This window comes from Actibacterium mucosum KCTC 23349 (assembly GCF_000647975.1).
In the GTDB taxonomy this organism is placed as follows: Bacteria; Pseudomonadota; Alphaproteobacteria; order Rhodobacterales; family Rhodobacteraceae; genus Actibacterium; species Actibacterium mucosum.
Map to the genome: position 1 here is coordinate 103,995 of NZ_JFKE01000006.1, position 20,858 is coordinate 124,852.

At 61.6% G+C, this 20,858-nt stretch carries 25 protein-coding genes; 18 read left to right on the top strand and 7 right to left on the bottom strand.

Translation table 11 applies throughout. The features are described from left to right. The 3 genes from ACMU_RS14480 to ACMU_RS19345 form a co-directional block, all read right to left on the bottom strand. A complete protein-coding gene (locus tag ACMU_RS14480; protein WP_035260893.1) occupies positions 1–867 on the bottom strand; it encodes a branched-chain amino acid ABC transporter permease in 867 nt (288 codons plus the stop codon). Between the two features lie 59 nt (positions 868–926). After that, complete coding sequence (locus ACMU_RS14485; RefSeq protein WP_035260895.1) at positions 927–2,144, bottom strand: urea ABC transporter substrate-binding protein; 1,218 nt, start codon at positions 2,142–2,144, stop codon at positions 927–929. Between the two features lie 916 nt (positions 2,145–3,060). Further along, positions 3,061–3,537: a hypothetical protein gene (locus ACMU_RS19345; RefSeq protein WP_152544632.1), complete on the bottom strand. Its 477-nt coding sequence runs from the start codon at positions 3,535–3,537 to the stop codon at positions 3,061–3,063. 436 nt (positions 3,538–3,973) lie between these two features. Between ACMU_RS19345 and ffh the strand changes: the two genes are divergently transcribed. The 12 genes from ffh (at position 3,974) to trmD (ending at position 11,423) form a co-directional block, all read left to right on the top strand. Beyond that, entirely contained in the window at positions 3,974–5,494 is a 1,521-nt protein-coding gene (ffh, locus tag ACMU_RS14495; RefSeq protein WP_035260899.1) for a signal recognition particle protein, read from the top strand. Then, positions 5,491–6,012 (top strand): GNAT family N-acetyltransferase, encoded by a 522-nt coding sequence (locus ACMU_RS14500; RefSeq protein ID WP_035260901.1) that lies wholly within the window; start codon positions 5,491–5,493, stop codon positions 6,010–6,012. The genes ffh and ACMU_RS14500 overlap by 4 nt, the downstream gene beginning before the upstream one ends. Beyond that, entirely contained in the window at positions 6,012–6,536 is a 525-nt protein-coding gene (locus ACMU_RS14505) for a GNAT family N-acetyltransferase (protein ID WP_035260903.1), read from the top strand. Before ACMU_RS14500 ends, ACMU_RS14505 begins: the two co-directional genes overlap by 1 nt. Beyond that, complete coding sequence (locus ACMU_RS14510) at positions 6,536–7,108, top strand: GNAT family N-acetyltransferase (protein ID WP_035260904.1); 573 nt, start codon at positions 6,536–6,538, stop codon at positions 7,106–7,108. Before ACMU_RS14505 ends, ACMU_RS14510 begins: the two co-directional genes overlap by 1 nt. Then, positions 7,105–7,608: a GNAT family N-acetyltransferase gene (locus tag ACMU_RS14515; protein ID WP_035260905.1), complete on the top strand. Its 504-nt coding sequence runs from the start codon at positions 7,105–7,107 to the stop codon at positions 7,606–7,608. The genes ACMU_RS14510 and ACMU_RS14515 overlap by 4 nt, the downstream gene beginning before the upstream one ends. After that, positions 7,608–8,213 carry a GNAT family N-acetyltransferase gene (locus ACMU_RS14520; RefSeq protein WP_035260907.1) on the top strand — a complete coding sequence of 202 codons (606 nt, stop codon included), beginning with the start codon at positions 7,608–7,610 and terminating at the stop codon, positions 8,211–8,213. The genes ACMU_RS14515 and ACMU_RS14520 overlap by 1 nt, the downstream gene beginning before the upstream one ends. Continuing rightward, complete coding sequence (locus ACMU_RS14525) at positions 8,206–8,502, top strand: chorismate mutase (protein WP_035260909.1); 297 nt, start codon at positions 8,206–8,208, stop codon at positions 8,500–8,502. Before ACMU_RS14520 ends, ACMU_RS14525 begins: the two co-directional genes overlap by 8 nt. A gap of 43 nt (positions 8,503–8,545) precedes the next feature. Next, positions 8,546–8,956: a 30S ribosomal protein S16 gene (gene rpsP / locus ACMU_RS14530; RefSeq protein ID WP_035260910.1), complete on the top strand. Its 411-nt coding sequence runs from the start codon at positions 8,546–8,548 to the stop codon at positions 8,954–8,956. Further along, on the top strand, positions 8,949–9,602 hold the full coding sequence (gene bluB / locus ACMU_RS14535) for a 5,6-dimethylbenzimidazole synthase (RefSeq protein WP_268870878.1): 654 nt from the start codon (positions 8,949–8,951) through the stop codon (positions 9,600–9,602). Before rpsP ends, bluB begins: the two co-directional genes overlap by 8 nt. A 77-nt stretch (positions 9,603–9,679) precedes the next feature. Then, positions 9,680–10,186 (top strand): ribosome maturation factor RimM, encoded by a 507-nt coding sequence (rimM, locus tag ACMU_RS14540; protein WP_035261104.1) that lies wholly within the window; start codon positions 9,680–9,682, stop codon positions 10,184–10,186. Further along, positions 10,183–10,620: a bleomycin resistance protein gene (locus tag ACMU_RS14545; RefSeq protein WP_035260912.1), complete on the top strand. Its 438-nt coding sequence runs from the start codon at positions 10,183–10,185 to the stop codon at positions 10,618–10,620. The genes rimM and ACMU_RS14545 overlap by 4 nt, the downstream gene beginning before the upstream one ends. After that, a complete protein-coding gene (gene trmD / locus ACMU_RS14550; protein ID WP_035260914.1) occupies positions 10,617–11,423 on the top strand; it encodes a tRNA (guanosine(37)-N1)-methyltransferase TrmD in 807 nt (268 codons plus the stop codon). Before ACMU_RS14545 ends, trmD begins: the two co-directional genes overlap by 4 nt. On the opposite strand, the gene ACMU_RS14555 is transcribed toward trmD, so the two are convergent. After that, positions 11,420–12,061 carry a LysE family translocator gene (locus tag ACMU_RS14555; RefSeq protein ID WP_051588366.1) on the bottom strand — a complete coding sequence of 214 codons (642 nt, stop codon included), beginning with the start codon at positions 12,059–12,061 and terminating at the stop codon, positions 11,420–11,422. The two genes, trmD and ACMU_RS14555, sit on opposite strands and share 4 nt — an antisense overlap. 27 nt (positions 12,062–12,088) lie before the next feature. Next, positions 12,089–13,261 carry an MFS transporter gene (locus tag ACMU_RS14560; protein ID WP_035260916.1) on the bottom strand — a complete coding sequence of 391 codons (1,173 nt, stop codon included), beginning with the start codon at positions 13,259–13,261 and terminating at the stop codon, positions 12,089–12,091. Between the two features lie 355 nt (positions 13,262–13,616). Between ACMU_RS14560 and rplS the strand changes: the two genes are divergently transcribed. Together rplS and rpmE are read left to right on the top strand one after the other, a co-directional pair. Beyond that, complete coding sequence (gene rplS, locus ACMU_RS14565; RefSeq protein WP_035260917.1) at positions 13,617–14,000, top strand: 50S ribosomal protein L19; 384 nt, start codon at positions 13,617–13,619, stop codon at positions 13,998–14,000. 12 nt (positions 14,001–14,012) lie between these two features. After that, positions 14,013–14,234, top strand: a complete 222-nt coding sequence (rpmE, locus tag ACMU_RS14570; RefSeq protein WP_035260918.1) for a 50S ribosomal protein L31 — start codon at positions 14,013–14,015, stop codon at positions 14,232–14,234. Between the two features lie 75 nt (positions 14,235–14,309). Here rpmE and ACMU_RS14575 read toward each other — a convergent pair whose 3' ends face one another. Further along, positions 14,310–15,179, bottom strand: a complete 870-nt coding sequence (locus tag ACMU_RS14575) for a hypothetical protein (protein WP_035260920.1) — start codon at positions 15,177–15,179, stop codon at positions 14,310–14,312. Positions 15,180–15,644: 465 nt separating this feature from the next. Here ACMU_RS14575 and ACMU_RS14580 point away from each other — a divergent pair, with 465 nt between their 5' ends. From ACMU_RS14580 to ACMU_RS14590, 3 genes are all read left to right on the top strand, one after another. Continuing rightward, the gene (locus ACMU_RS14580; protein WP_081805540.1) at positions 15,645–16,079 is read left to right on the top strand and encodes a TadE/TadG family type IV pilus assembly protein; all 435 of its coding nucleotides are present in this window, start codon (positions 15,645–15,647) and stop codon (positions 16,077–16,079) included. Next, a complete protein-coding gene (locus ACMU_RS14585) occupies positions 16,076–17,359 on the top strand; it encodes a pilus assembly protein TadG-related protein (RefSeq protein WP_035260924.1) in 1,284 nt (427 codons plus the stop codon). Before ACMU_RS14580 ends, ACMU_RS14585 begins: the two co-directional genes overlap by 4 nt. A 188-nt stretch (positions 17,360–17,547) precedes the next feature. Then, complete coding sequence (locus ACMU_RS14590; RefSeq protein ID WP_035260926.1) at positions 17,548–18,903, top strand: L-serine ammonia-lyase; 1,356 nt, start codon at positions 17,548–17,550, stop codon at positions 18,901–18,903. Here ACMU_RS14590 and ACMU_RS14595 read toward each other — a convergent pair. Beyond that, positions 18,900–19,997 carry an NmrA family NAD(P)-binding protein gene (locus ACMU_RS14595; RefSeq protein ID WP_035260928.1) on the bottom strand — a complete coding sequence of 366 codons (1,098 nt, stop codon included), beginning with the start codon at positions 19,995–19,997 and terminating at the stop codon, positions 18,900–18,902. The two genes, ACMU_RS14590 and ACMU_RS14595, sit on opposite strands and share 4 nt — an antisense overlap. A gap of 110 nt (positions 19,998–20,107) precedes the next feature. On the opposite strand from ACMU_RS14595, the gene ACMU_RS18875 reads away from it, so the two are divergent. Beyond that, positions 20,108–20,767 (top strand): winged helix-turn-helix transcriptional regulator, encoded by a 660-nt coding sequence (locus tag ACMU_RS18875; RefSeq protein ID WP_051588367.1) that lies wholly within the window; start codon positions 20,108–20,110, stop codon positions 20,765–20,767. Positions 20,768–20,858: the final 91 nt, after the last annotated feature.

Genomic DNA, 20,858 nt, shown 5'->3' on the forward strand with positions numbered 1-20,858 from the left:
TCAGAGTTTGCGGCGCCACTTTGACGAAATACCCAGCGGGTACAGCCAAAGCAAAAGAGCGGTGACAAAGAAGAAGAAGACGTCGCCAATGACAGAGGTCATGAAGCTTGCCGTGACAGAGGCCCCGCCGCCCAGACCAAGCGCCGTAAGCGCGGTGCCCGTGAGCGCGACCGGACCGGCAACAACCACGGTGAGAAAGCCCTTGACCGCAAAGAACAGCCCCATCGAAGGGGTCGCCGGGATGATCGGCAACAGGATCGCGCCCGCAAACCCGGCCAATCCGCATCCGATGGCAAAGGTCAGCGTGTTGACCCGCGCAGAATCGATGCCGATGGCCTGCGCCATTTGCGGCTCTTGAATTGAGGCCCGCGCCTTCATGCCGTAGACCGTCTTGGTCATCAGAACATAAACAAATGCCAGCAGAAGGGCGGCCACCACGATCATCGTCAAAGGGTAGACCGCCAGGCTGAAGTCACCGATCCGGAAATTCCACTGCGGCATTCCGATGCCGGGGGAGACCGTGCCAAACAACAGCACGGCGGTTTGGTTGAACACCATGCCAAGCCCCCAAGTGGCCAGCATCGTATCAAAAATCCGCCCATACAGACGCCTGATAATCAACAGCTCAACCACCGCGCCAATCAGCATCGTCATGAAAACGGCAAAGGGGATAGCAAGCAGAAATGGCAGGCCAATCTGCGTCGCCGTCAGTGCCGAATAGGCCCCCACCATCAGAAACTCGCCATGCGCCAAGTTGATGACGCCCATCAAGCCGTAGACAACCGCAAGGCCAAGTGTCGCGATCAGCAGAATGGATGCGCTGGACAAAGACGACAGCAAGACCGTCGCCAAAAAATCGGGTTCCATAAAAACCTCCCAAAGAGAGCGCGCCTGTCACAGGCGCACCTCTATGTTTCTGTTGTTTATTAGCCTTCAGGAATGAAGTGCTCTGCCAGATCGGGGTTTTCGATCAGGTCACACATCTCGTTCTCATAGGTCGGCGCGGAATCCTCAAACGTCTGCACGATGTCGAACCCGCTGTTGGCGTTGCCGCGCGCGATGTAGACGTCCTGACGCAGGTGATGCGAGCCCGGCTCCAATGTCACGGTGCCATTTGGCGCCTCGAAAGTCAGCCCGCTTTCCAGCGCGGCGATGACCTCTTCCGTGTCCGCAGTTCCAGCTTTGTTTACAGCCGCCGCCCAAAGGTGCACGGCGTTCCAAACGTCAACGGCACCCGCCACAATGGGTGTATCGCTGCCGTATTCGGCCTCCCATGCCGCCTTGAAAGCGGCGTTGGCGTCACTTTCAACCGATGGGAAATACCCCATTGCCGAAACCAACCCTTCCCCGGCCTGAGGAGAGACAACCACCTGCTGGTTGCCCGACCCATAGTTGGTTGACACAACGCCAATCGTGTCTTTCAGTCCGGCCGCGGCGAACTGCTCCAAAAACCCGGTCTGCGCTGCGCCCACCGGCAGCGCCACAACCACATCCGGGCTTGCAGCCTGAATTTTCTGAATTGTCGGCGCATAGTCCGTCACCGACAGTGCAAGGTAGTCTTCGCCCACCACTTCTGCGCCGTTGTCCGCCGCAAATTTGTGGATCCAGTGGCCGGAAATGGTCCCGAAATTGTAGTCAGGGGCCATGATATAGATTTTCGGCCCGTAGGTTTCGACGGCCCAATTCATCAGGACATTCAACTGCTGAGACGCCGATGACCCGGTCACAAAAGTCTGCCGATCACATGCGCCGCCCTCATAAAGCGAGGAATAGAAATAGGGAATGTTGGCTTCGCGGAAGATCGGGCGGATGGCTTCGCGCGACGAACTGGTAAGCCCGGCAAACATGGCCGAAATACCGTCCCGCAGAACGGAGGTCTGGGCAAACTGAGTGTATTTGGACAGTTCAGACTGCGCGTCATATCCCACGACAGTCACGGTTTCGCCATTTACGCCACCCGCGGCGTTGACGTTCTTGATGGCGAGGTTCAGCGCATTGTTTTGCTGAATGCCATAGATATTGAGACCACCGGTCAGATCAAAGATCGCGCCGACCTTCACATCTGCAAAGGCGGCAGACGAGGCCAGCGCAATTACGGATGTCAGGCTCAACCTGCCCAGTACATCTTTCAGAGTATTTTTCATGTGAATAAGCTCCCTTATGAGAACCAGTCCGAACGCAGGTCCATGCGAGAAGCTTGAGTATAGGAATCAAAAAGCGACCCGAAAGGGCGTCAACGTCCAGCTGAGTCGCTTGGTGAATTTGGTGTGCATCGTCGCACAACTACTTCTACTAGACGGCGCCCTTATCAATTGTCAAGGCCTGAGGCTCAAAGCTTCGTGCCGTCAACATTCCCTCAGGTTTTGATGGAAATCTAGACACAAAGAGGACGAAGTGAGGAGATGTGCGGCCATTGGTACACGCCGTTGCATCGGTCAAATCGGGCGCAGAACCGGCTTGGGAACATGAACCGGCAAGAAAACCTCTTGGGTGATTTGACCCCGGCCAACACAGTTTCACGCATGTTTTCCGTCGGTTACAACGTAGAACAATGCCAGACCGCGCATCGAAACAACCAATTCGCGCCGCACCCGAATGGCCGCTTGGGGAAAGCGCCCTTAGAACACCTTCACGAGCAAGCGTTAGAGTGTTTTCGTTCGCTTTCTGAATTTGGCTTCAAGATCTTATCGCCGACTTCTGCAAAGGTTTGCATCGGTTTGCCTGCAATCTCGGTTCCTCTGGGTGTCAAATGACCAAGCTTTTGCAGGCGTTGTCGGGTTACAATTTTCGTGCCACAAGATCGGCGGCGGCGATGCTGCCTTGGCCACCAGTCATCGCGAGCCGCGTTCAGACCTTCGTCTCTGAATGCCGTTGAAAAGGCGAGGCAAGACGGCGGATTTCCACAAATTCACGGAAGGAGCGGGGGTGAAGAGGCTGTGCGTTTGGTCAGCTATGCGGGTCAAACCCGCCATTTGGGCGGCGCGAGCCAATGTCAGCTTTCGCGTGATGGTGGTGCTCAACTCATTCGTGCAAAGGTGAGTTTGTTACTTGTTAAAGCAATCAATCGTCCGGCCAAGAAACTGTACCGACGATTGTCGTTTTTGTTTCTCCGGTTCGTGCAACGGCTTCGTTGGTATAATACCCTCGACCGGAAATCCCGACATGTGCGCCTGTACCCCCGACAAAATAATACGTACCTCGGCCTATCCCCAAGTCAACCTCGTCGAGACGCCATTCTTGGAGGACTTTGTCGCCGTTTTTGTCGACAAATACACAGTTACCGCCCCCTCGCGGTTCGCCTCTAACGATAACGAAACTACCAAAGCAACGCCCACCTACGAGCACCAATGGCGCATTTTCGTCAGTACCGTCAAAACGGTCATAGGAAAGCTCAGATTTGTACCGTTGGAGTTCACCGCTCAGCGGGTCGAAAAAGTCATTTGCCTTCCCGTACCCTGTTGTCTTGACCTCGTAGGTTTCAGCATGAACGGAGGACGCAAAAACAAGCGCAAGGGCAGTCAGTCGAAAAAGAAGCATCGCCAGACCTCTTGTTTTTCTGGGGCAAACAGGTGGGGCTCTCGCCGCAACTTACAACAGATATTGGCGTCGAAGACAACCTCATCAAAAAAACTGCCATCTGCAGGCATCGCGGAGCCAGACATTTGGGCTCTTTGCTAATTTTTCGCCGCAAAACAATCGTGGACAGTGGGTTCTGTGGGATACCTACGGCAGGTCTCTCTGCTGCGAGCTGCCGCAGGGCCGGTGGTGGGTTCAACCGTCCCTTGGCTTGACTCTGCGCGCGAACCCGCCTAAATCGCGACCAAATTCACGGAAGTTGCCATGCTTCCGGTCCCATTGCCTATGCAGGGATCGCCCCCCGTCAGCGCGTTGCGCCCACGGGGGAGATTGGCGTTTGGAGCGTTCGTTCTTAGGTTGGACGGGCAAAGGTCAACGGCTGTAAGGAGGCCCGGGCATGTTTGAAAATCTATCCGAACGCCTGTCAGGCGTCTTTGATCGCCTGACCAAGCAGGGCGCTCTGTCCGAAGACGATGTGAAAACCGCGCTGCGCGAGGTGCGGGTGGCGTTGCTGGAGGCGGACGTGTCGCTGCCGGTGGCGCGCGACTTCATCAAGGCGGTGCAGGCGAAAGCCACCGGGCAGGCGGTGACCAAGTCGGTCACGCCGGGTCAGCAGGTCGTCAAGATCGTGCATGACGAGATGGTGCATTTCCTGACCGGCGACGAAGACCCCGGCGCGCTGAAGATCGACAACCCGCCCGCCCCGATCCTGATGGTGGGGCTGCAGGGCGGCGGTAAGACGACAACCACCGCCAAGCTGGCCAAGCGGCTGAAAGAAAAGAACGGCAAGCGGGTGCTTATGGCCTCGCTGGACGTGAACCGCCCGGCGGCGATGGAACAGCTGGCCATTCTGGGCGCGCAGATCGGGGTAGATACCCTGCCGATTGTGGCCGGCCAGAAACCTGTCGACATTGCCAAGCGCGCCAAGCAGCAGGCGGCGATGGGCGGGTATGACGTCTATATGCTGGACACCGCGGGCCGTTTGTCGATTGACGACGAGCTGATGGCCGAGGTTGAGGCGGTGCGCGATGTGGCCACCCCGCGCGAGACGCTGTTGGTGGTGGACGGGCTGACCGGTCAGGACGCGGTGCACACGGCGCAGAATTTCGACGACCGGATTGGCATCTCGGGCGTGGTGCTGACGCGGATGGATGGCGACGGGCGCGGTGGTGCGGCGCTGAGCATGCGGGCCGTGACCGGCCAGCCCATTCGCTTTGTCGGTCTGGGCGAGAAGATGGACGCGATCGAAGAGTTCCACCCGGAACGGATCGCGGGCCGCATTCTGGGCATGGGCGACATTGTCAGCCTTGTGGAAAAGGCGCAGGAGACCATCGAGGCTGAGCAGGCCGAGCGCATGATGAAACGGTTCCAGAAGGGCCGGTTCAACATGAACGACCTACGCATGCAGCTGGAACAGATGATCAAGATGGGCGGCATGGAAGGCGTGATGGGCATGATGCCCGGCATGGGCAAGATGGCCAAGCAGGTGCAGGATGCCGGGTTCGACGACAAGATCCTGAAGCGCCAGATTGCGCTGATCCAGTCGATGACCAAGCTGGAGCGCGCCAATCCGCAGGTGCTGCAGGCCAGCCGCAAGAAGCGGATTGCGCGCGGTGCGGGGCTGGAGGTTTCAGAGCTGAACAAGCTGCTGAAAATGCACCGCCAGATGGCGGATATGATGAAGAAGATGGGCAAGGGCGGCATGCTGAAACAGGCCATGAAGGCGATGTTCGGCAAGGGCGGCCCCGAGATGCCCGCGGGTATGGACCCGTCGTCGATGGACCCCAAGGCGCTGGAAGCAGCGGCCAAGCAGATGGGCGCGGGCGGCGGATTGCCCGGCGGTCTGCCAGGTGGGTTGCCCGGGCTGGGCGGCGGCGCACTGCCTCCGGGGCTGAGCGGGTTTGGTAAAAAGAAATGACCCTTGCCCCCACCATAAATTGCGACCGCGTCACGCTGCGCGCGCATCGGGTTGATGATTTCGCCCCGATGCAGCGCTGGCTGGGCGACAGCTGGGCGCGCTATATGGGGGGGCCGTTTGACCGCGACGAGGCGTGGCGCATGTTTGCCGCAGATGTGGGCAGCTGGCCGTTGCTGGGCTTTGGCGCTTGGGCGGTGGACCTGCGCGACACCGGCGAAAATATCGGCCAGGTTGGCGTGAACAAACCAGTGCATTTCCCCGAGATCGAGCTGGGCTGGATGATCTATCCCGATCACGAGGGCAAGGGGCTGGCCTTTGAGGCTGCCAAGGCCGTGCGCGACTGGGCGTTTGGGCCGGGCGGGCTGGACATGATGGTCAGCTATATCCACCGCGACAATGCACGCTCGCAGGCGCTGGCCAAACGGCTGGGCGCGGTGGAAGACAACGCCGCCCCGCGCGCCGATGGCGACACCGTGGAAGACACCGCCGTTTTCCGCCACAACAAGGGGGCTGCGTGATGCGTGTGGTTCTGGACTTCCCCGAAATCGAGACCGAACGCCTGATCCTGCGCGGCCCCAAGCCCGAGGATTTCGAGGTTGAGGCGGCGTTTCTGGGCACGGACCGGTCGAAATACATGGGCGGGCCGAACACCCGGATGGAGGCGTGGCGCAAGTTCACCGCGCGCTGGGGCAGCCAGGCCACGCGTGGGTTCTCGATGCTGACCGTGACGCGGAAGGGCGACGACACGCCGATCGGGCTGATCGGGCCGCATTACCCCGAAACCTGGAACGAGCCCGAGCTGGGCTGGGCCATGTATGGCAATGCCGAGGGCAAAGGTTACGCGTTCGAGGCCGCCACCGCCGCGCGGCTGCACGCCTATGGCACGCTGGGCTGGACCACGGCGATCTCGTATATCGTGCCGGAAAACACCCGCTCGCGCGCGCTGGCCGAACGGCTGGGCTGTGTACTGGATGATACCGTCACGCCGCCCTTTGACACCCCGTGCCTGGTTTATCGCCACCCGTCGCCGGAGGATCTGTGATGGCCGCCCATTACGAGACCCCGCCCGTTGGCGCCAAGGCCGATTTCGCTGCGGACTTCGCGGCGCTGGTTCCCAGCCTGAGCGGCGAGCGCGTTGACCTGCGCGCGCCGCAGGTGGGCGATTTCGACGTCTATGCGGGCATCGTTTGCGGGGCGCGCGGCGTGTATGTTGGCGGTCCGATGGACCGCGACGAGGCGTGGCTGGATTTCGTTCAGATGGCGGCGGGATGGATGCTGCAGGGGCATGGCGGCTGGACCGTGACGTCGAAAGAGACCGGCGCGGTGCTGGGCTTTGTCCTGCTTGGGCTGGAACCGGGCGATCACGAGGTCGAGCTGGGCTTTTTGTTCACCGAAGCGGCCGAGGGGCGCGGTTTCGCGCAAGAAGCTGCGCTGGCCGCGCGCGACTGGGCCGGTCTGGCGCTGGGGCTGACGTCGCTGGTCAGCTATATCGACCCGGCCAATACCCGCGCGATCACGATGATGGGCCATATGGGCGCAAAGCGCGACCCGCAGGCCGAGGCCGAACTGAACGACGACGCGCAGGTCTGGCGGCACGAAGGGGATGCAGCGTGATCCCCACCCTGACCACCGAGCGGCTGACCCTGCGCGGGCCCGATGCCCGCGACATCCCGTTTCTGCGCGACTTTTACGCCAGCGACCGGTCAAAATTTGTGGGCGGCCCCAAAACCGCCGAGGACGCGTGGCGGCAGCTGGCGACCGAGATCGGCCATTGGACGCTGTGCGGCTATGGCCGCTGGATTGTCGAGGCGGACGGCGTACAGGTGGGCCTGATTGGGCTGTGGAACCCCGAAGGCTGGCCCGAGCCCGAGATCGGCTGGGACCTGTTCGATGGTGCCGAAGGCAAGGGATACGCCACCGAGGCTGCACGTGCCGCGCGCGATTATGCCTATGGCACGCTGGGCTGGTCCACCGCGATCAGCCTTGTGGCACCAGGCAATGACGGATCGGCCCGTGTGGCTGAACGTTTGGGCGCGGTGAAAGAAACCGAATTCGACCACGCCAAGTTCGGCCCGCTGACGATCTACCGCCACCCGGCACCGGAGGCGCTCTGATGGGTCATCGCGACATCCCCGTGCTGGAAACCGGACGACTGATCCTGCGTGGCCCCGAGCCCGAGGACTATCCGAATTTCAAGGCGACCTTCACCAGCTACCGCGCTCGGTTCATGGGTGGCCCGCTGAACCCGTATGAGACCTGGATGCTGTATGCCGCCGAGATCGGCCATTGGGAGATCCGCGGCTTTGGCATGTGGATGATCCACGACCGGGTCACCGACGAGACGCTGGGCATGGCGGGCGGCTGGCAACCCGCCGTGTGGCCCGAGCGCGAGATCGCGTGGATCATCTGGCCCGAAAAGGCCGGCAAAGGCTATGCGCTGGAAGCGACCAACGCCGCGCGCCAGTTCTTCTATGACGAACAGGGCTGGGACGGCGCGGTCAGCTATATCGACCCCAAGAACCTGGATTCGATCCGGCTGGCGGAACGGCTGGGCGCCAAGATTGACAAGGCTGCCAAGTCAATCGACGGGCATGACGTGGTGTATCGCCACCCCACAGCCGCCGAGTTGAAAGACAGCCAGATCGCCGACGGCATCGCGCTGGAAATCGGCCATTACCAGGACCCGCTGTTCAAACCGAAAGGATGGGCCATTGACTGATCATGTCACCCGCGCCGCCGAGCTGCTGAAAGAGCATCGCGAAAGCATCGACCGGTTGGACGCGATCCTTGTCTATACGCTGGGCGAGCGGTTCAAGCACACGCAGGCGGTGGGTAAGCTGAAGGCCAGCCACGACCTGCCGCCCAGCGATCCCGACCGCGAGGCGCAACAGATTGCACGGCTGGAAGACCTGGCGCGGCGGGCCGATCTGGACCCCGAATTTGCCAAGAAATTCCTGAACTTCATCATTGCTGAAGTCATTCAGCACCACAACAAACACAAGAAATAGGCGGCGCGAAAGCCGCCAAACGCCATCATAAGGAGAACAACCAATGGCACTTAAAATCCGTCTGGCCCGTGGTGGGTCGAAGAAACGCCCCTTTTACCGCATCGTGGCTGCCGACAGCCGCATGCCGCGCGATGGCCGTTTCATCGAGAAGCTGGGCACCTATAACCCGCTGCTGCCCAAAGACAGCGAAGAGCGCGTGAAGATGGACATCGAGCGCGTGCAGTACTGGCTGGGCGAAGGCGCACAGCCTTCCGACCGCATCAGCCGCATGCTGGAAGCCGCCGGCGTTCTGGACAAGAAAGAACGCAACAACCCGCAGAAAGCGGAACCCGGTGCCAAGGCCAAGGAGCGCGCCGAGGAAAAAGCCGCCAAGGCTGCTGAAGCTGCCGAAGCTGCTGCTGCACCGGCCGAAGAGGCAGAAGCCGAAGCTCCTGCAGAAGAAGCCGCTGAGTAAGCCCGGCGATACGAACGGCCCTGTCTTTGACGGGACCTTTCGCGGCCAGCTGGCCGACCTTATGCGCTGGCGGCGCGACGTTCGGCGGTTCCTGACGGACCCGGTGGACGACGCGGCGCTGGCGCGTTGCATTTCGGCCTTTGCCAGTGCCCCGTCGGTGGGGCTGAGCGAGCCGTGGCGCATTCTGCGTGTGGCCTCGGACGCGGCGCGGCGCGCGGCGTTGCTGAACTTCACCACGGCCAACGAAGCGGCGCTGGCAGGCTATGCCGGTGCGGATGCCGAACGTTATGCCACGCTCAAGCTCAGCGGCATGCGCGAGGCACCGGTGCAGCTGGCCATTTTCTGCGACGAGGCCACCGAAAAGGGCCGCGGCCTGGGCGCCGGAACAATGCCCGAGATGCGCCGATACTCGGTTGTTTCGGCCATCACGCAGTTCTGGTTGGCCGCACGGGCCGAAGGCATTGGCGTCGGCTGGGTGTCGATCCTTGACCCCGATCAGCTGTCGCGCGATCTGGATGCGCCCGCGTGTTGGCGGCTGGTGGGGTATCTCTGCGTTGGTTACCCGGCCGAGGCTACCGACACGCCCGAACTGGAACGATTGGGTTGGGAAGAGCGGGCCGATACCTTGATCATAGAGGATCGATAACGCACCGGGCGACGCCGGGGCTTGCCTTTGGGGCACGCCTCATGTTCGAACAGGTCATACGTGGCAGAGAGGGAATGATGGACGACAAGGTTTGCGTTGGGGCGATTGCCGGCTCGTTCGGGGTGCGCGGCGAGGTGCGGCTGAAAAGCTTTTGCGCCGAGCCGGAGGCCATTGGCGACTATGGCCCGCTGACCACGAAAGAGGGCACGTCCTTCACGGTCACTGTCACACGGCCCATCAAGAACGGCTTTGCCGCGCGCCTGTCCGGTGTCAGCAGCAAAGAGGCCGCCGATGGCCTGAAAGGCACGCAGCTTTTTGCCCCCCGCGACGCCCTGCCCGCCCTGCCCGATGACGAGTTCTATCACGCCGACCTGATCGGGCTGGCGGTGCTGGATACCGGCGGGGCCGAACTGGGCGAGGTGCGCGCGGTGCACAATCACGGTGCCACCGACCTGCTGGAAGTGTTCAAGCGCGGCTATAAAAGCACCGTTTTGCTGCCTTTCACGCGCGAGGCGGTGCCGACCGTGGACCTGACCAGCGGCCGCATCATCGCCGACCCGCCCGAGGGTCTGTTTCCAGAATGACCGGCGCAGCGCTGGTTCCCGAACTGGCTTGCCGCGATGCACAGGCAAGCGCGGCCTTCTATCAGCAGGTCTTGGGGTTCGCGTGCCTGTACGACCGTCCGGCGCAGGGGTTTTTCTACCTGTCCCATCAGGGGGCCGAGTTGATGCTGGAGCAGTTGGGCGATGACACCTGGCTGGCAACACCCGAGGGGCCGCTGGGGCGCGGCATGCATCTGCAGATCATGACAAGCGACGTGGACACGGTGCATGCCCGATGTGCCACGGCCAACGCCCGGATTTTCCGCCCGCTGGAAACTGCGTGGTATCGCACCGAAAACGGGTTCGAAGGTCAGCGGCAATTTGTGGTTCTGGACCCCGACGGCTATATGCTGCGGTTCGCGCAGGACCTTGGGCACCGCGCCACCGCACCCGATGACGGAAGGATCGTTGCATGACACAGCCGCCAAAATCCCATGGCCGCCTGTCGATCAGCGCCTCGCTGACCCCGCGGGACCTGATGGCCGAGCGGCCAGCGCTGAAAGGCGCGTGGCGGGCCAAGATCGTGACGCTGTTCCCGCAGGCCTTTCCCGGCGTGCTGGGGCAATCGCTGACCGGCAAGGCGCTGGATCAGGGGCTCTGGGCGCTGGAAACCATCGACCTTCGGCCCTATGGCGAGGGCAAACACCGCAATGTCGACGACACGCCGGCCGGCGGCGGCGCGGGCATGGTGCTGCGCGCCGATGTAGTGCACCGCGCCCTGTCGGACGCGCAAGAGGGCACGGTGCCGGATCGCGGCGACTGGCCGGTGGTCTACCTGTCACCGCGCGGCGCGCCGTTCACGCAGGCCACGGCCAAACGCTGGGCGGGCGCGCAGGGTATCACCATGCTGTGCGGCCGGTTCGAAGGCGTGGATCAACGGGTGCTGGACCACCATCAGGTCGAAGAGGTCAGCCTGGGCGACTTCGTGCTGACCGGCGGCGAGATCGCCGCGCAGGCGATGATCGACGCCACCGTGCGGCTGATCCCCGGGGTGCTGGGCAACGAAGCCTCAACCGAGGAAGAAAGCCATTCCAACGGCTTGCTGGAGCATCCGCAATACACCCGGCCGGCCAGCTGGATGGGCCGCGCGATCCCCGATGTGCTGATGTCGGGCCATCATGGCGAAATCGCCAAATGGCGCCACGAGATGTCGCAGGCGCTGACCCGCGCGCGCCGCCCTGACCTGTGGGCGGCCTTCAAATCACGGCAAAACGACTAGGCCCGGCGCAGCGCCGCCGTTGCCGCTTGGCCCAGGACCAACGCGCCGGCCCCGCCGATCGTGGCCCCCGCGATCCGGTTCAATCGACGCAGGGCGCGCGGGCGCGTCATCAGGGCCCGGGTGCGATTGGCCAGCAGCGCATAGGGCAGCATCGTGGCAAACAACACCACAATCGTCAGCACCGTCAACACCGCCCACTGCGCCACGCCGATGGTCTCGAACTGCAGAACGGTGGGCAGCAGCGCAAGATAAAACACCACGGTTTTCGGGTTGCCCAGCGTCACCAGATAGGCCGCCAGCAAGGCCCGGAAGCCCCGGCGCCCCGAACCGGCGTCAATGGCCGTGCTGTTGGTGCCCGCAGCCCAGAACTGGATGCCCAGATAGATCAGGTAAACCGCGCCAAGGATCTTGATCACCACAAAGGCCCCGGCAAAGGTCTGCACCACTGCCGCAAGGCCAATAATGGCGACGGTAAGATAAGTCACATCGCCCAGCGCCATGCCAGCGGTGAAAAACACCGCGCTGCGCATTTGCCCGCCCAAGGACTGCCCCACCAGCGCCGCCACGCCCGGCCCGGGGATCACGGCCGCAATGGCCAGCGCGATGACATAGGTCAGGTAAGGTGTGATCAGGTCCATGGGTCAGCCTTCGGGTTGTTTCGCAGCTTAAGATTTCGCCGTGGCGGTGGTTTGTCCAGCGGAATGTGGCGGGCGCAGGGATTGCGCCAGAACCACGATCAGCACCGCCAAGCCGCCAAGCAGGCCAAAGGCCACCCGCAGCGATGTCAGTTCGGCCACAAACCCGATCACTGGTGGCCCCAGCAGCAGCCCGCCATATCCCAGTGTCGCGACCGAGGCGATGGCCGCCCCGGGCGCCATGGCCGGATCATTGGCCGCGCGCGAGAAGGCCAGCGGGAAGATCACCGCATAGCCAAACCCCAGCAGGGCAAAGCCGGTCAGAACAGCGCCGTAGGTGCCGAACCCAACGGCGAAGACGATCCCGGCCAGGGTGAAGGCACCGGCCATCCGTGCGGCCTTTACCGGCCCGGCCCAGCGGATCACACGGTCGCCCAGAAACCGCATCACAACCATCGCGACCGAAAAGACGGTGTAGCCCAGCGCGGCCTTGGCCTCGGTCACCTGAGTGGTCAGGACAAGGAAAATCGCGCTCCAATCTGCCATCGCACCTTCGCCCAGCGCAGCGCAAAAAGCCAACATACCCACCGCGGCCAGAGCCCCGCGCGGGATGGCCAGAATGGTACCGCTGTGATCAACTTGCCCCTCAGGCTTGGCCCAGCCGATCCATCCGAACGCCAATGTCAGAACAGCGGCTGCCACGCCGGCCGTCGTGAAGTGAATACTGGGACCAATGGCCGCCCACGCAGCCAGCACTCCGGTCCCCGCACCCAAACCGGCACCCACGCTGAACATGGCGTGGAACGACGACATGACCGGCCGGCCGATATGCCGTTCCACCTCGGACGCCCAGGTGTTCATGGCCACATCCATTGCGCCGTGGGTGGCCCCGAACAGGAAAAGCGCGATTGCAACAGTCCACAATCCCGGCGCCCAGGCAATGGCGATCAACGCGGCCACATAGGCCACGGCAATCCGCAAGGTCACGTGATAAGCGCCGAACCGATCCGCCGCGCGGCCGGCAAGCGGGAAAGACAAGATCGCGCCCATGGCCAACAGCAGCAACAACAGCCCCAGCCGCCCCGGCCCAAGCGCATGCTTTTCGGCAATTGCGGGGATACGGGCGGCCCAGATGCCATAAAGCGCGCCGTTCAGCACAAACATCGCCGAAACGGCGCGCCAGGGTGTTCTCAGGTTTGACAATAGACGCGTCCTCGGCGCAGTGTTTCCGGGCAATCTAGCGGGCAGTTTGCATCGCGGCCAGAGTGCAAATTCTGCTTGATTTCCTAAGGCATCCCCCATAAACACCGCCCGTTCCCGGTTGGAAATTCCGACTCGGGGGCCTTTGGCATCGCCAATGCGGATTTTCGAATGAATGACCGGGGGGTTTCTTCTGCCCCCATTGGCCGCGGCACGCCGAAGACACCAAGGAATGACGACCTGACCTCTGGCGGGCGCCCCCAAGTGGGAACGCGGCGAACCCGGTTGAAGACACGGAGCTCTGAGGACGCGCACAAACCTTCGCGGGCAAACCGTGAGCAATTTAGGAGTAGATGCGATGGACCTGATCGCACAGCTGGAAGCCGAGCAAATCGCCGCGCTTGGCAAAGACATTCCGGATTTCAAGGCGGGCGACACGATCCGTGTCGGCTATAAGATCATCGAAGGCTCGCGCTCGCGCGTTCAGAACTATGAAGGTGTCTGCATCAGCCGTAAAAACGGCAGCGGCATCGACGGGTCGTTCACCGTGCGCAAGATCTCGTTCGGCGAAGGGGTAGAGCGTGTGTTCCCCCTGCATTCGACCAATATCGACAGCATCACCGTTGTCCGCCGCGGTAAGGTACGTCGCGCCAAGCTGTACTATCTGCGCACCCGTCGTGGTAAATCGGCACGTATCGCCGAGGTCACCAACTACAAGCCCAAAGCTGGCGCTGAAGCGTAAGGAACGGTTGTCATGAAAAAAGATACCCATCCCGAATACCACACCATCAACGTCAAGATGACCGACGGTACCGTGGTCCAGATGAAATCGACCTGGGGCGCCGAGGGCGACCAGCTGGCGCTGGATGTTGACCCCAGCGTGCACCCGGCCTGGACCGGTGGCGGCACCCGCCTGATGGATGCCGGCGGCCGCGTGTCGAAGTTCAAAAAGAAATACGAAGGCCTGGGCTTCTAAGCCACCGCGCCTTTCGCGAAACCGAAACGCCGCCCAACGGGGCGGCGTTTTGCGTTTGCGATGTCAATTCTGAGCCTAACGTCCCCGGCAGTTCGCCGCGGCATCATAATACCGGTCGCCGCCGGACCTGCGCACGTGAACTCTGAATTCTGGCGCGGTGTTTCCAGGATAAAGCACGGCAGAGAAACTAACTTCTCTGATGACCTTGTTTTTGAACCGTGTCCGCAGTTCTTTTCCAAATTCGATCAGCAATGAATGATATACACCGCCATTGTATTTCGCGTTTACGTCGTAACTTCCCTTGCCGGATATGTTTCCCGCACCATCCAGCATCTCCATTTCATAGGTAACACCGCTGCGCGCGTCGGTTTGGATTGTGATGGACTTTGGCCACCATTTTGGCGCCCGCTTGCGTTCAGCCACTGCACAAGTGTAACGGAGCTTGCTTTTACCCCCCGGAAAAGGTGCCCTGCTTATCGCCGCCTGCTCTTCGGCGTCTTTTCCCAACATGGCATGGAATTTCCGCTCAAGCGATCTCGCGTCCTTTGCGCTCAGAGATTGGCACAGCCCCGAGCCCGAGAATGTTTCTTCATAGTGCAGCGGTTTGACGTTGATCCGGACCTCCCCATTTTTGGGGTTTACCACAGCGTTGTAGGCCCATTTTATATTCGTTTCGAGTCCTCCGGAGCGTCTAAGCCTCCAAGAGAACCGAATTCTCGTTGAAGAGATCGCCGTAACGCGCGCGGCTATAGGAACGCCAAAGAAATGGTCGATGGTGCTGTCAAAGACCAATGCCTCTCGCGACTTGGGGTCATATGTAACAGAAAACACGTGCGGCACATAGCGGCCGGGTTTTTGGTCGATCTGGCATTCAAAGCCTTCAATCGCGTGGGCTGAATGTGTCAGGCTAAAACTGAAAATCAAAGAAAACAGAAATGCGCGCATTTTTCCCCAAAGGAATGAGTCGATGCAAACGAGTGTAAACACGTTTACGATGCCGGCGATAGTTTCTTACTTATAAATGGCGCATGTATTGGGCTGCTCTGACCTCGAACTGGTCGGAGTGTTTTAATACATCTACGCAAAACCACGGTAATTCGCTGCCCAACGGGGCGGCGTTTTGCGTTTGGCCGTCAGGGGTGCCGAGCATTCTCGGCATGAGTGGCATCGGTCAACGCAGCAGTCTGTAACAGCTTGTGCGATCACGGCCCCGCTGAATACCGGGCTGCGCGTGTTTCGAAACCGAGGAAACGCCCCCAACTTAATCAGACCGTCAAATAATGCCACCGATGGTTGCATTGAAATTCCTCGCCTTCCAATAGCGTGAAAACTTCGCTGGGCAGTAAAGGCATAAGCGCCCCTTGCTTGGCACGATAGCCCTGTCGTTCTTGGGAATAAGGGGTTCCATCAATGACCCAATGGGTTAAGCAACCGCTCCATCGCGCGGCACAGCAGATGGCGGGTTTTTGGCGCGATCGTAACGGCGCAGCCATGGTGGAATTCGCGCTGGTCTTTCCGGTTTGCCTGTTCATCTTCCTGGCGCTGTTGCTGTGGGGATATACGCTGTCGGTCACCGACAACATGTATGACGCTGCCCGGTACGCAGCCCGTGATCTTGCCGTCGGCACCGCAACCGAGGCCCAGGCGGTAACAGCCGCTGAAAACAGCCTGTCTCATTGGCCTCAGACCTTCACGGTGGTGGCGCAAGACACCACGACAACGGGCACGGATGACGTGGTGGTTCGGATCACCACGCCAAACACGTTTGCCTTTCTGCGCGTCGTTGTGCCCGGGCTGGAAAACCTGTTTGCCGAGGTCACCATGCGCAAAGAGCCATCGCTGTGACCCGCGCTTTGCGCTGTCTTACCTGTTTCAGGCACAACACCGACGGCGCCATCGGTGTCTTTCTGGTGTTGGCATTGCCGATCTTTTTGATGATGGCCGCGTTGGTCATTGATATCGGGTTGGGGCGTGTCACCGGGAACCGGCTGCAAATCGCGGCCGATGCCTCGGCCCTTGCGGGTGCCAGCCAACTGCCCGATCAGGCCGCGGCAACCATCGAGGCCATTTCCTATGCGCAAAAGAACCATGCGGATGTAGACGGAAACGGCGTTCTGGTGGCCGCCGATGTGAGTTTCGGGAACTGGTCGGCTGGCGTCTTCACACCAAGTGGAACCCCTATAAATGCGGTGCGGACCGTCACCCGCCGCGACACCAATAATTCAAATCCATTGGCCGCATTGTTCGCCAACCTCGCCGGGATCAGCGAGTTTAATCTTGTCCGAGCTGCTGTTGCACATCTTGGCGCGGGTCAGGGGTGCAAGGGGGGCGGTCTGTTCAGCGATGAAAATGTCGAGTCCGGGTCAAACAACAGTTATATCTCGGAGTTCTGCCTTTACGGGGCAGACGGGGTAAAGATCGGGTCAGACAATGTTGTGGCGCCGGGCACACAGATCACGATGAACGATCTGGGGGATTTTGAACAAGGCGGTGCGAATACCGGCACCGCCGAGGCGCTGGCCGTGGCGGACCATACGTTGTTGTTGCCGGGTTTGGTTCCGTCAATCATTTCGGACATGCGTGCCGACGCCATTACCAATATGCCGCCATTCATCACCGACGGGCCGGTGGAACTGAGCGAAATCACCGATACCACGCCGCTGCAAGACAACACGCTGTACATCGTGGAAGAGGTGGCCGATCTGGGCTCGGATCGGAACCTGTCCAACATTGCCATCGTCGCACAGAAGGAGGTGAAGCTTGGTTCGAACAACGTTCTTTCGAACGCCATCTTTGCGTCGAATGACAAGATCCTGATTGGATCGAACAACCAGATCGGCGACTCGGGTTATTGTTCAACCGGGTATTTCAACATCTACCTGTTTTCCGAGGAAAACATCGAATTCGGGTCGAACAACAATTTGCAGGGGGTGCAAATCGGGGGGCAAAAAGAGCTGAAACTGGGTTCGGACGTTGCCGGACTAAGTGGCGTGTTTGCCGAAGTGTCCGGCAAGATCGACTATGGATCGGCCGACACGTGGGACGGATGCGCCGAAGGGCTGGAATCTTACTTTGCATTGCCGGTGATCCCGGGTGGCGCCAATGTCCTTGCGCTGGTGCAATAACCGTTGCGCAATGACACCTGATGGGTTCAGCTGCCCCCACGCAACCAACCGGTGGTGCTTTGGTTCTTTCGGGCGCTGAGCCATCCGGGTTTGCCTGCCTGTGGTCGCCGCCACCCTTCCGCCAAATCCGCCGTCCGGTGTGTGGCGTGGGGAATTGACACACCGCACTGTCGCGCCAAGATGCACACATGTTTCTGAGCACGTTCGAGATCTTCAAGATCGGGGTGGGGCCGTCTTCGTCGCACACGATGGGACCGATGGTCGCCGCGCGCGATTTCATCGCCGCCTTGCCAGACCATGCGCCCGGTGCCGCGGCGGTTGCGGGCAGCCTGCACGGATCGCTGGCCTTTACCGGCAAAGGGCACGCCACCGACCGGGCAGTATTTCTGGGCCTGATGGGGTTTGACCCCGCGACGCTGGATGCCGATGCCGCCGAGACGGCGTTGGTGGCCTTGTCTGAACAACGTTCAATCACCCCTCAGGGCCTGCGATTCGACCCCGCGCGCGATCTGGCCTTTGACTATGGCCCGCCCTTGCCGCAACACGCCAATGGCATGCAGCTTTGGGTGCTGGACGCCGATGGGCACGAGCTGTGGCGACAGGCCTATTTCTCGGTCGGGGGTGGGTTCGTGAAAACCGCCGCCGAGATGGACGTGGCCGAGGAGGACACCCCGGCGGCCAACGCGCCCTACCCTTTTGCCAATGCTACGCAGATGCTGGCGATGGGCGAAGACGCGCGCCTGAGCATTGCTGACATGAAACGCGCCAACGAGCTGGCCAATATGTCGCCCGAGGACCTGCGGGACGGGTTGCATAACGTCTGGTGCGTCATGTGTGCGTGCATCGACCGGGGGCTTGGGGCCGAGGGTACCCTGCCCGGCGGTCTGAACGTGACAAGGCGTGCGCGCGGCATTCATGCGCGGCTGGGCCAGGCCGGCAACCCGATGCCGCACAGCGCCAATGACTGGCTATCGGTCTATGCGATGGCGGTGAACGAAGAAAACGCCATGGGCGGGCAGATCGTGACTGCGCCCACCAATGGTGCGGCAGGCGTGGTGCCGGCGGTGATGCGCTATTACGACGATCATTGCGACGGGTTCACCGATGCGCGGCTGGAGACCTTTCTGCTGACCGCTGCGGCCATTGGCGGGCTGATCAAGCACAATGCCTCGATCAGCGGCGCCGAATGCGGCTGCCAGGCCGAGGTTGGATCAGCCGCGGCGATGGCGGCGGCGGGGTTCTGCGCGGTGCTGGGCGGCACCAATGCGCAGATCGAAAACGCCGCCGAGATCGCGTTAGAGCACCATTTGGGCATGACCTGCGACCCGGTGAAGGGGCTGGTGCAGGTGCCGTGCATCGAACGCAACGCGATGGGCGCGATCAAGGCGGTGTCGGCGGCCTCGCTGGCGCTGCACGGCGATGGCGGGCACGTGATGCCGCTGGACAATTGCATCGAGACCATGCGCCAGACCGGCGAGGACATGCGCGCGAAGTACAAAGAGACCTCGCGCGGGGGGTTGGCGGTGAACCTGCCCGAGTGTTAGGCGGCCTTGACCAGCTTGGGCGCGGCCCCGTGCGTAGACCGCCATTCGGCGCTGTCGATGGCCAGCGTGGCGTCGGCGGGCATGTGCAGATCGGCATGGCGCAGAATGCGCGGCAGGTTGGGTGCCGGGGTCATCCCGGTTTTCATAAACCCCCAGATACCGGCCATGCGATTGCCAAGGGTGCGGCGGGTTTCGGGGCGTTTCTGCGCCTCGCGCCGCGCCGTTTCGACAAAGCTTTCCGCCGGCAGCCCGCCCACGGTCTGCACCACATCGGTGGCGCCGCCCACGGCAAAGGTACCGCGCCGGTATTCCTGCGCATAAAGGGTCAGCTGCGACAGCGCCTGAAAGCTGAAATTGCCCGGCGGGTTGGCTGTCAGCGCCTTGTGGAACATCTTTTCCGACACCGGCATATAGCGCACCCTGCGGCCCAGCGCCTGACCCATCGCATCGGCGATCTGGTTGGGGCTGAGCAGTTCGGGGCCGGTGGGCCGATAGGTTTTGCCCGCATGGGTGGCCGGGTCGGCCAGTGCGGCGGCGGCAACCGCGGCCATCGCCTCGTTCGACGGCGGCGCGTTTTTGGCGGTGTCACCATCGCCCAGCGGCATCGGCATCACGCCCAGCTGTGCGGCCATGCCCATCACCATGAAGTAATTATCGGCAAACCAGCCGGGGTTGACGATGGTCAGTGTGGTGTCGGGCAATGTGGCCAGCATCTGTTCGGACAGCCACACCTCGCGCGTGAAGTGCGACGGGTGGTGCGGGCTGGACAGCCATTGGCCCAGGGTGACGACGTGTTCGACCCGCTCTTCGACGGCGGCGGTGGCGAACACGCCGCTGAACAGCTGGCCGTTGGGCGCGGTGGGCGCGCAGTGATAGGCGCGTTGCACCCCTTTCATGGCTCGGCGCATGTCGGGCACCGCGTAGACGTCGCCCACCATCACCTCGGCCCCGGCACTGCGCAGGGCGGCGGCGCGGGCATCGTCGCGCCGGACAATCGCGCGGATCGGATGGCCGAGCGACAACAGACGCATCGAGACCTGAAGGCCGGTCTTGCCGGCGGCGCTGGTGACAAGGATCTTGGCTTTGCTGGACATGCGCAGGACTTTCGGTTTGGGGTTTGCGTTTGGGCGGCGGATTGCCTAGGTGTAGTGCAGAGATAAAGCATGGACTTTATTTTTTAAAGTAACGAAACCGTGAGGGTGTGATGGCCAAAACCCGCAGCTACAACTTGCTTTGCCCCATCGCGCGGGCGCTGGACGCGGTGGGCGACCGTTGGAGCCTGCTGATCCTACGTGATCTGCATGCGGGCCCGGCGCGGTTTGCCGATCTGCAATCGGGGCTGACCGGAATCGCGTCGAACCTGTTGTCGGACCGGCTGGTGCATCTGGCGGCCGAGGGGTTTTTAGAAAAGGGGCCGGGGCCACATGGCACAACGCTGTACCAGCTAACCGATGTGGGCTGGTCGACGCGGCAATTGCTGTTTGAACTGGCGCGGCTGGGTGGGCAGCTTATGCCCGTGGCCAAGCCCAAGAAACCGGGCAACCTGCGCACCATCGCGGTGACACTGGCCGCCGCGTTGGAACGCGCCGGGGCGGGCGACACGCCGCTGACCGCAACGCTCGAAGTGGAAGGCGAAGCCTTTGCAATCGAAACCGGGAACGGCACAGTATCTGTGACAGCCGGCGCGGCCTTGGGCAACGATCTGCGGCTTGTGTCCAGTTACGACGCGCTGCTGCAAGTTTCCGTCGGCGCCATCAGCTTGCACGCGTTTTCCGAACGCTTTGCCAGCCTGAGCGGCGGCACCGAGAACAGCCAAAGCGCCCTGATGCAGGCCCTTGCCGGGGCCATGGCACAAATACAATAGCTGTGGATAACCGCTATATACCGCTTCCCCCACCCCATCACACCACATATAGTGTTTGTCAAAGCATGCGGCGCTAAGCTGCGGCACGACC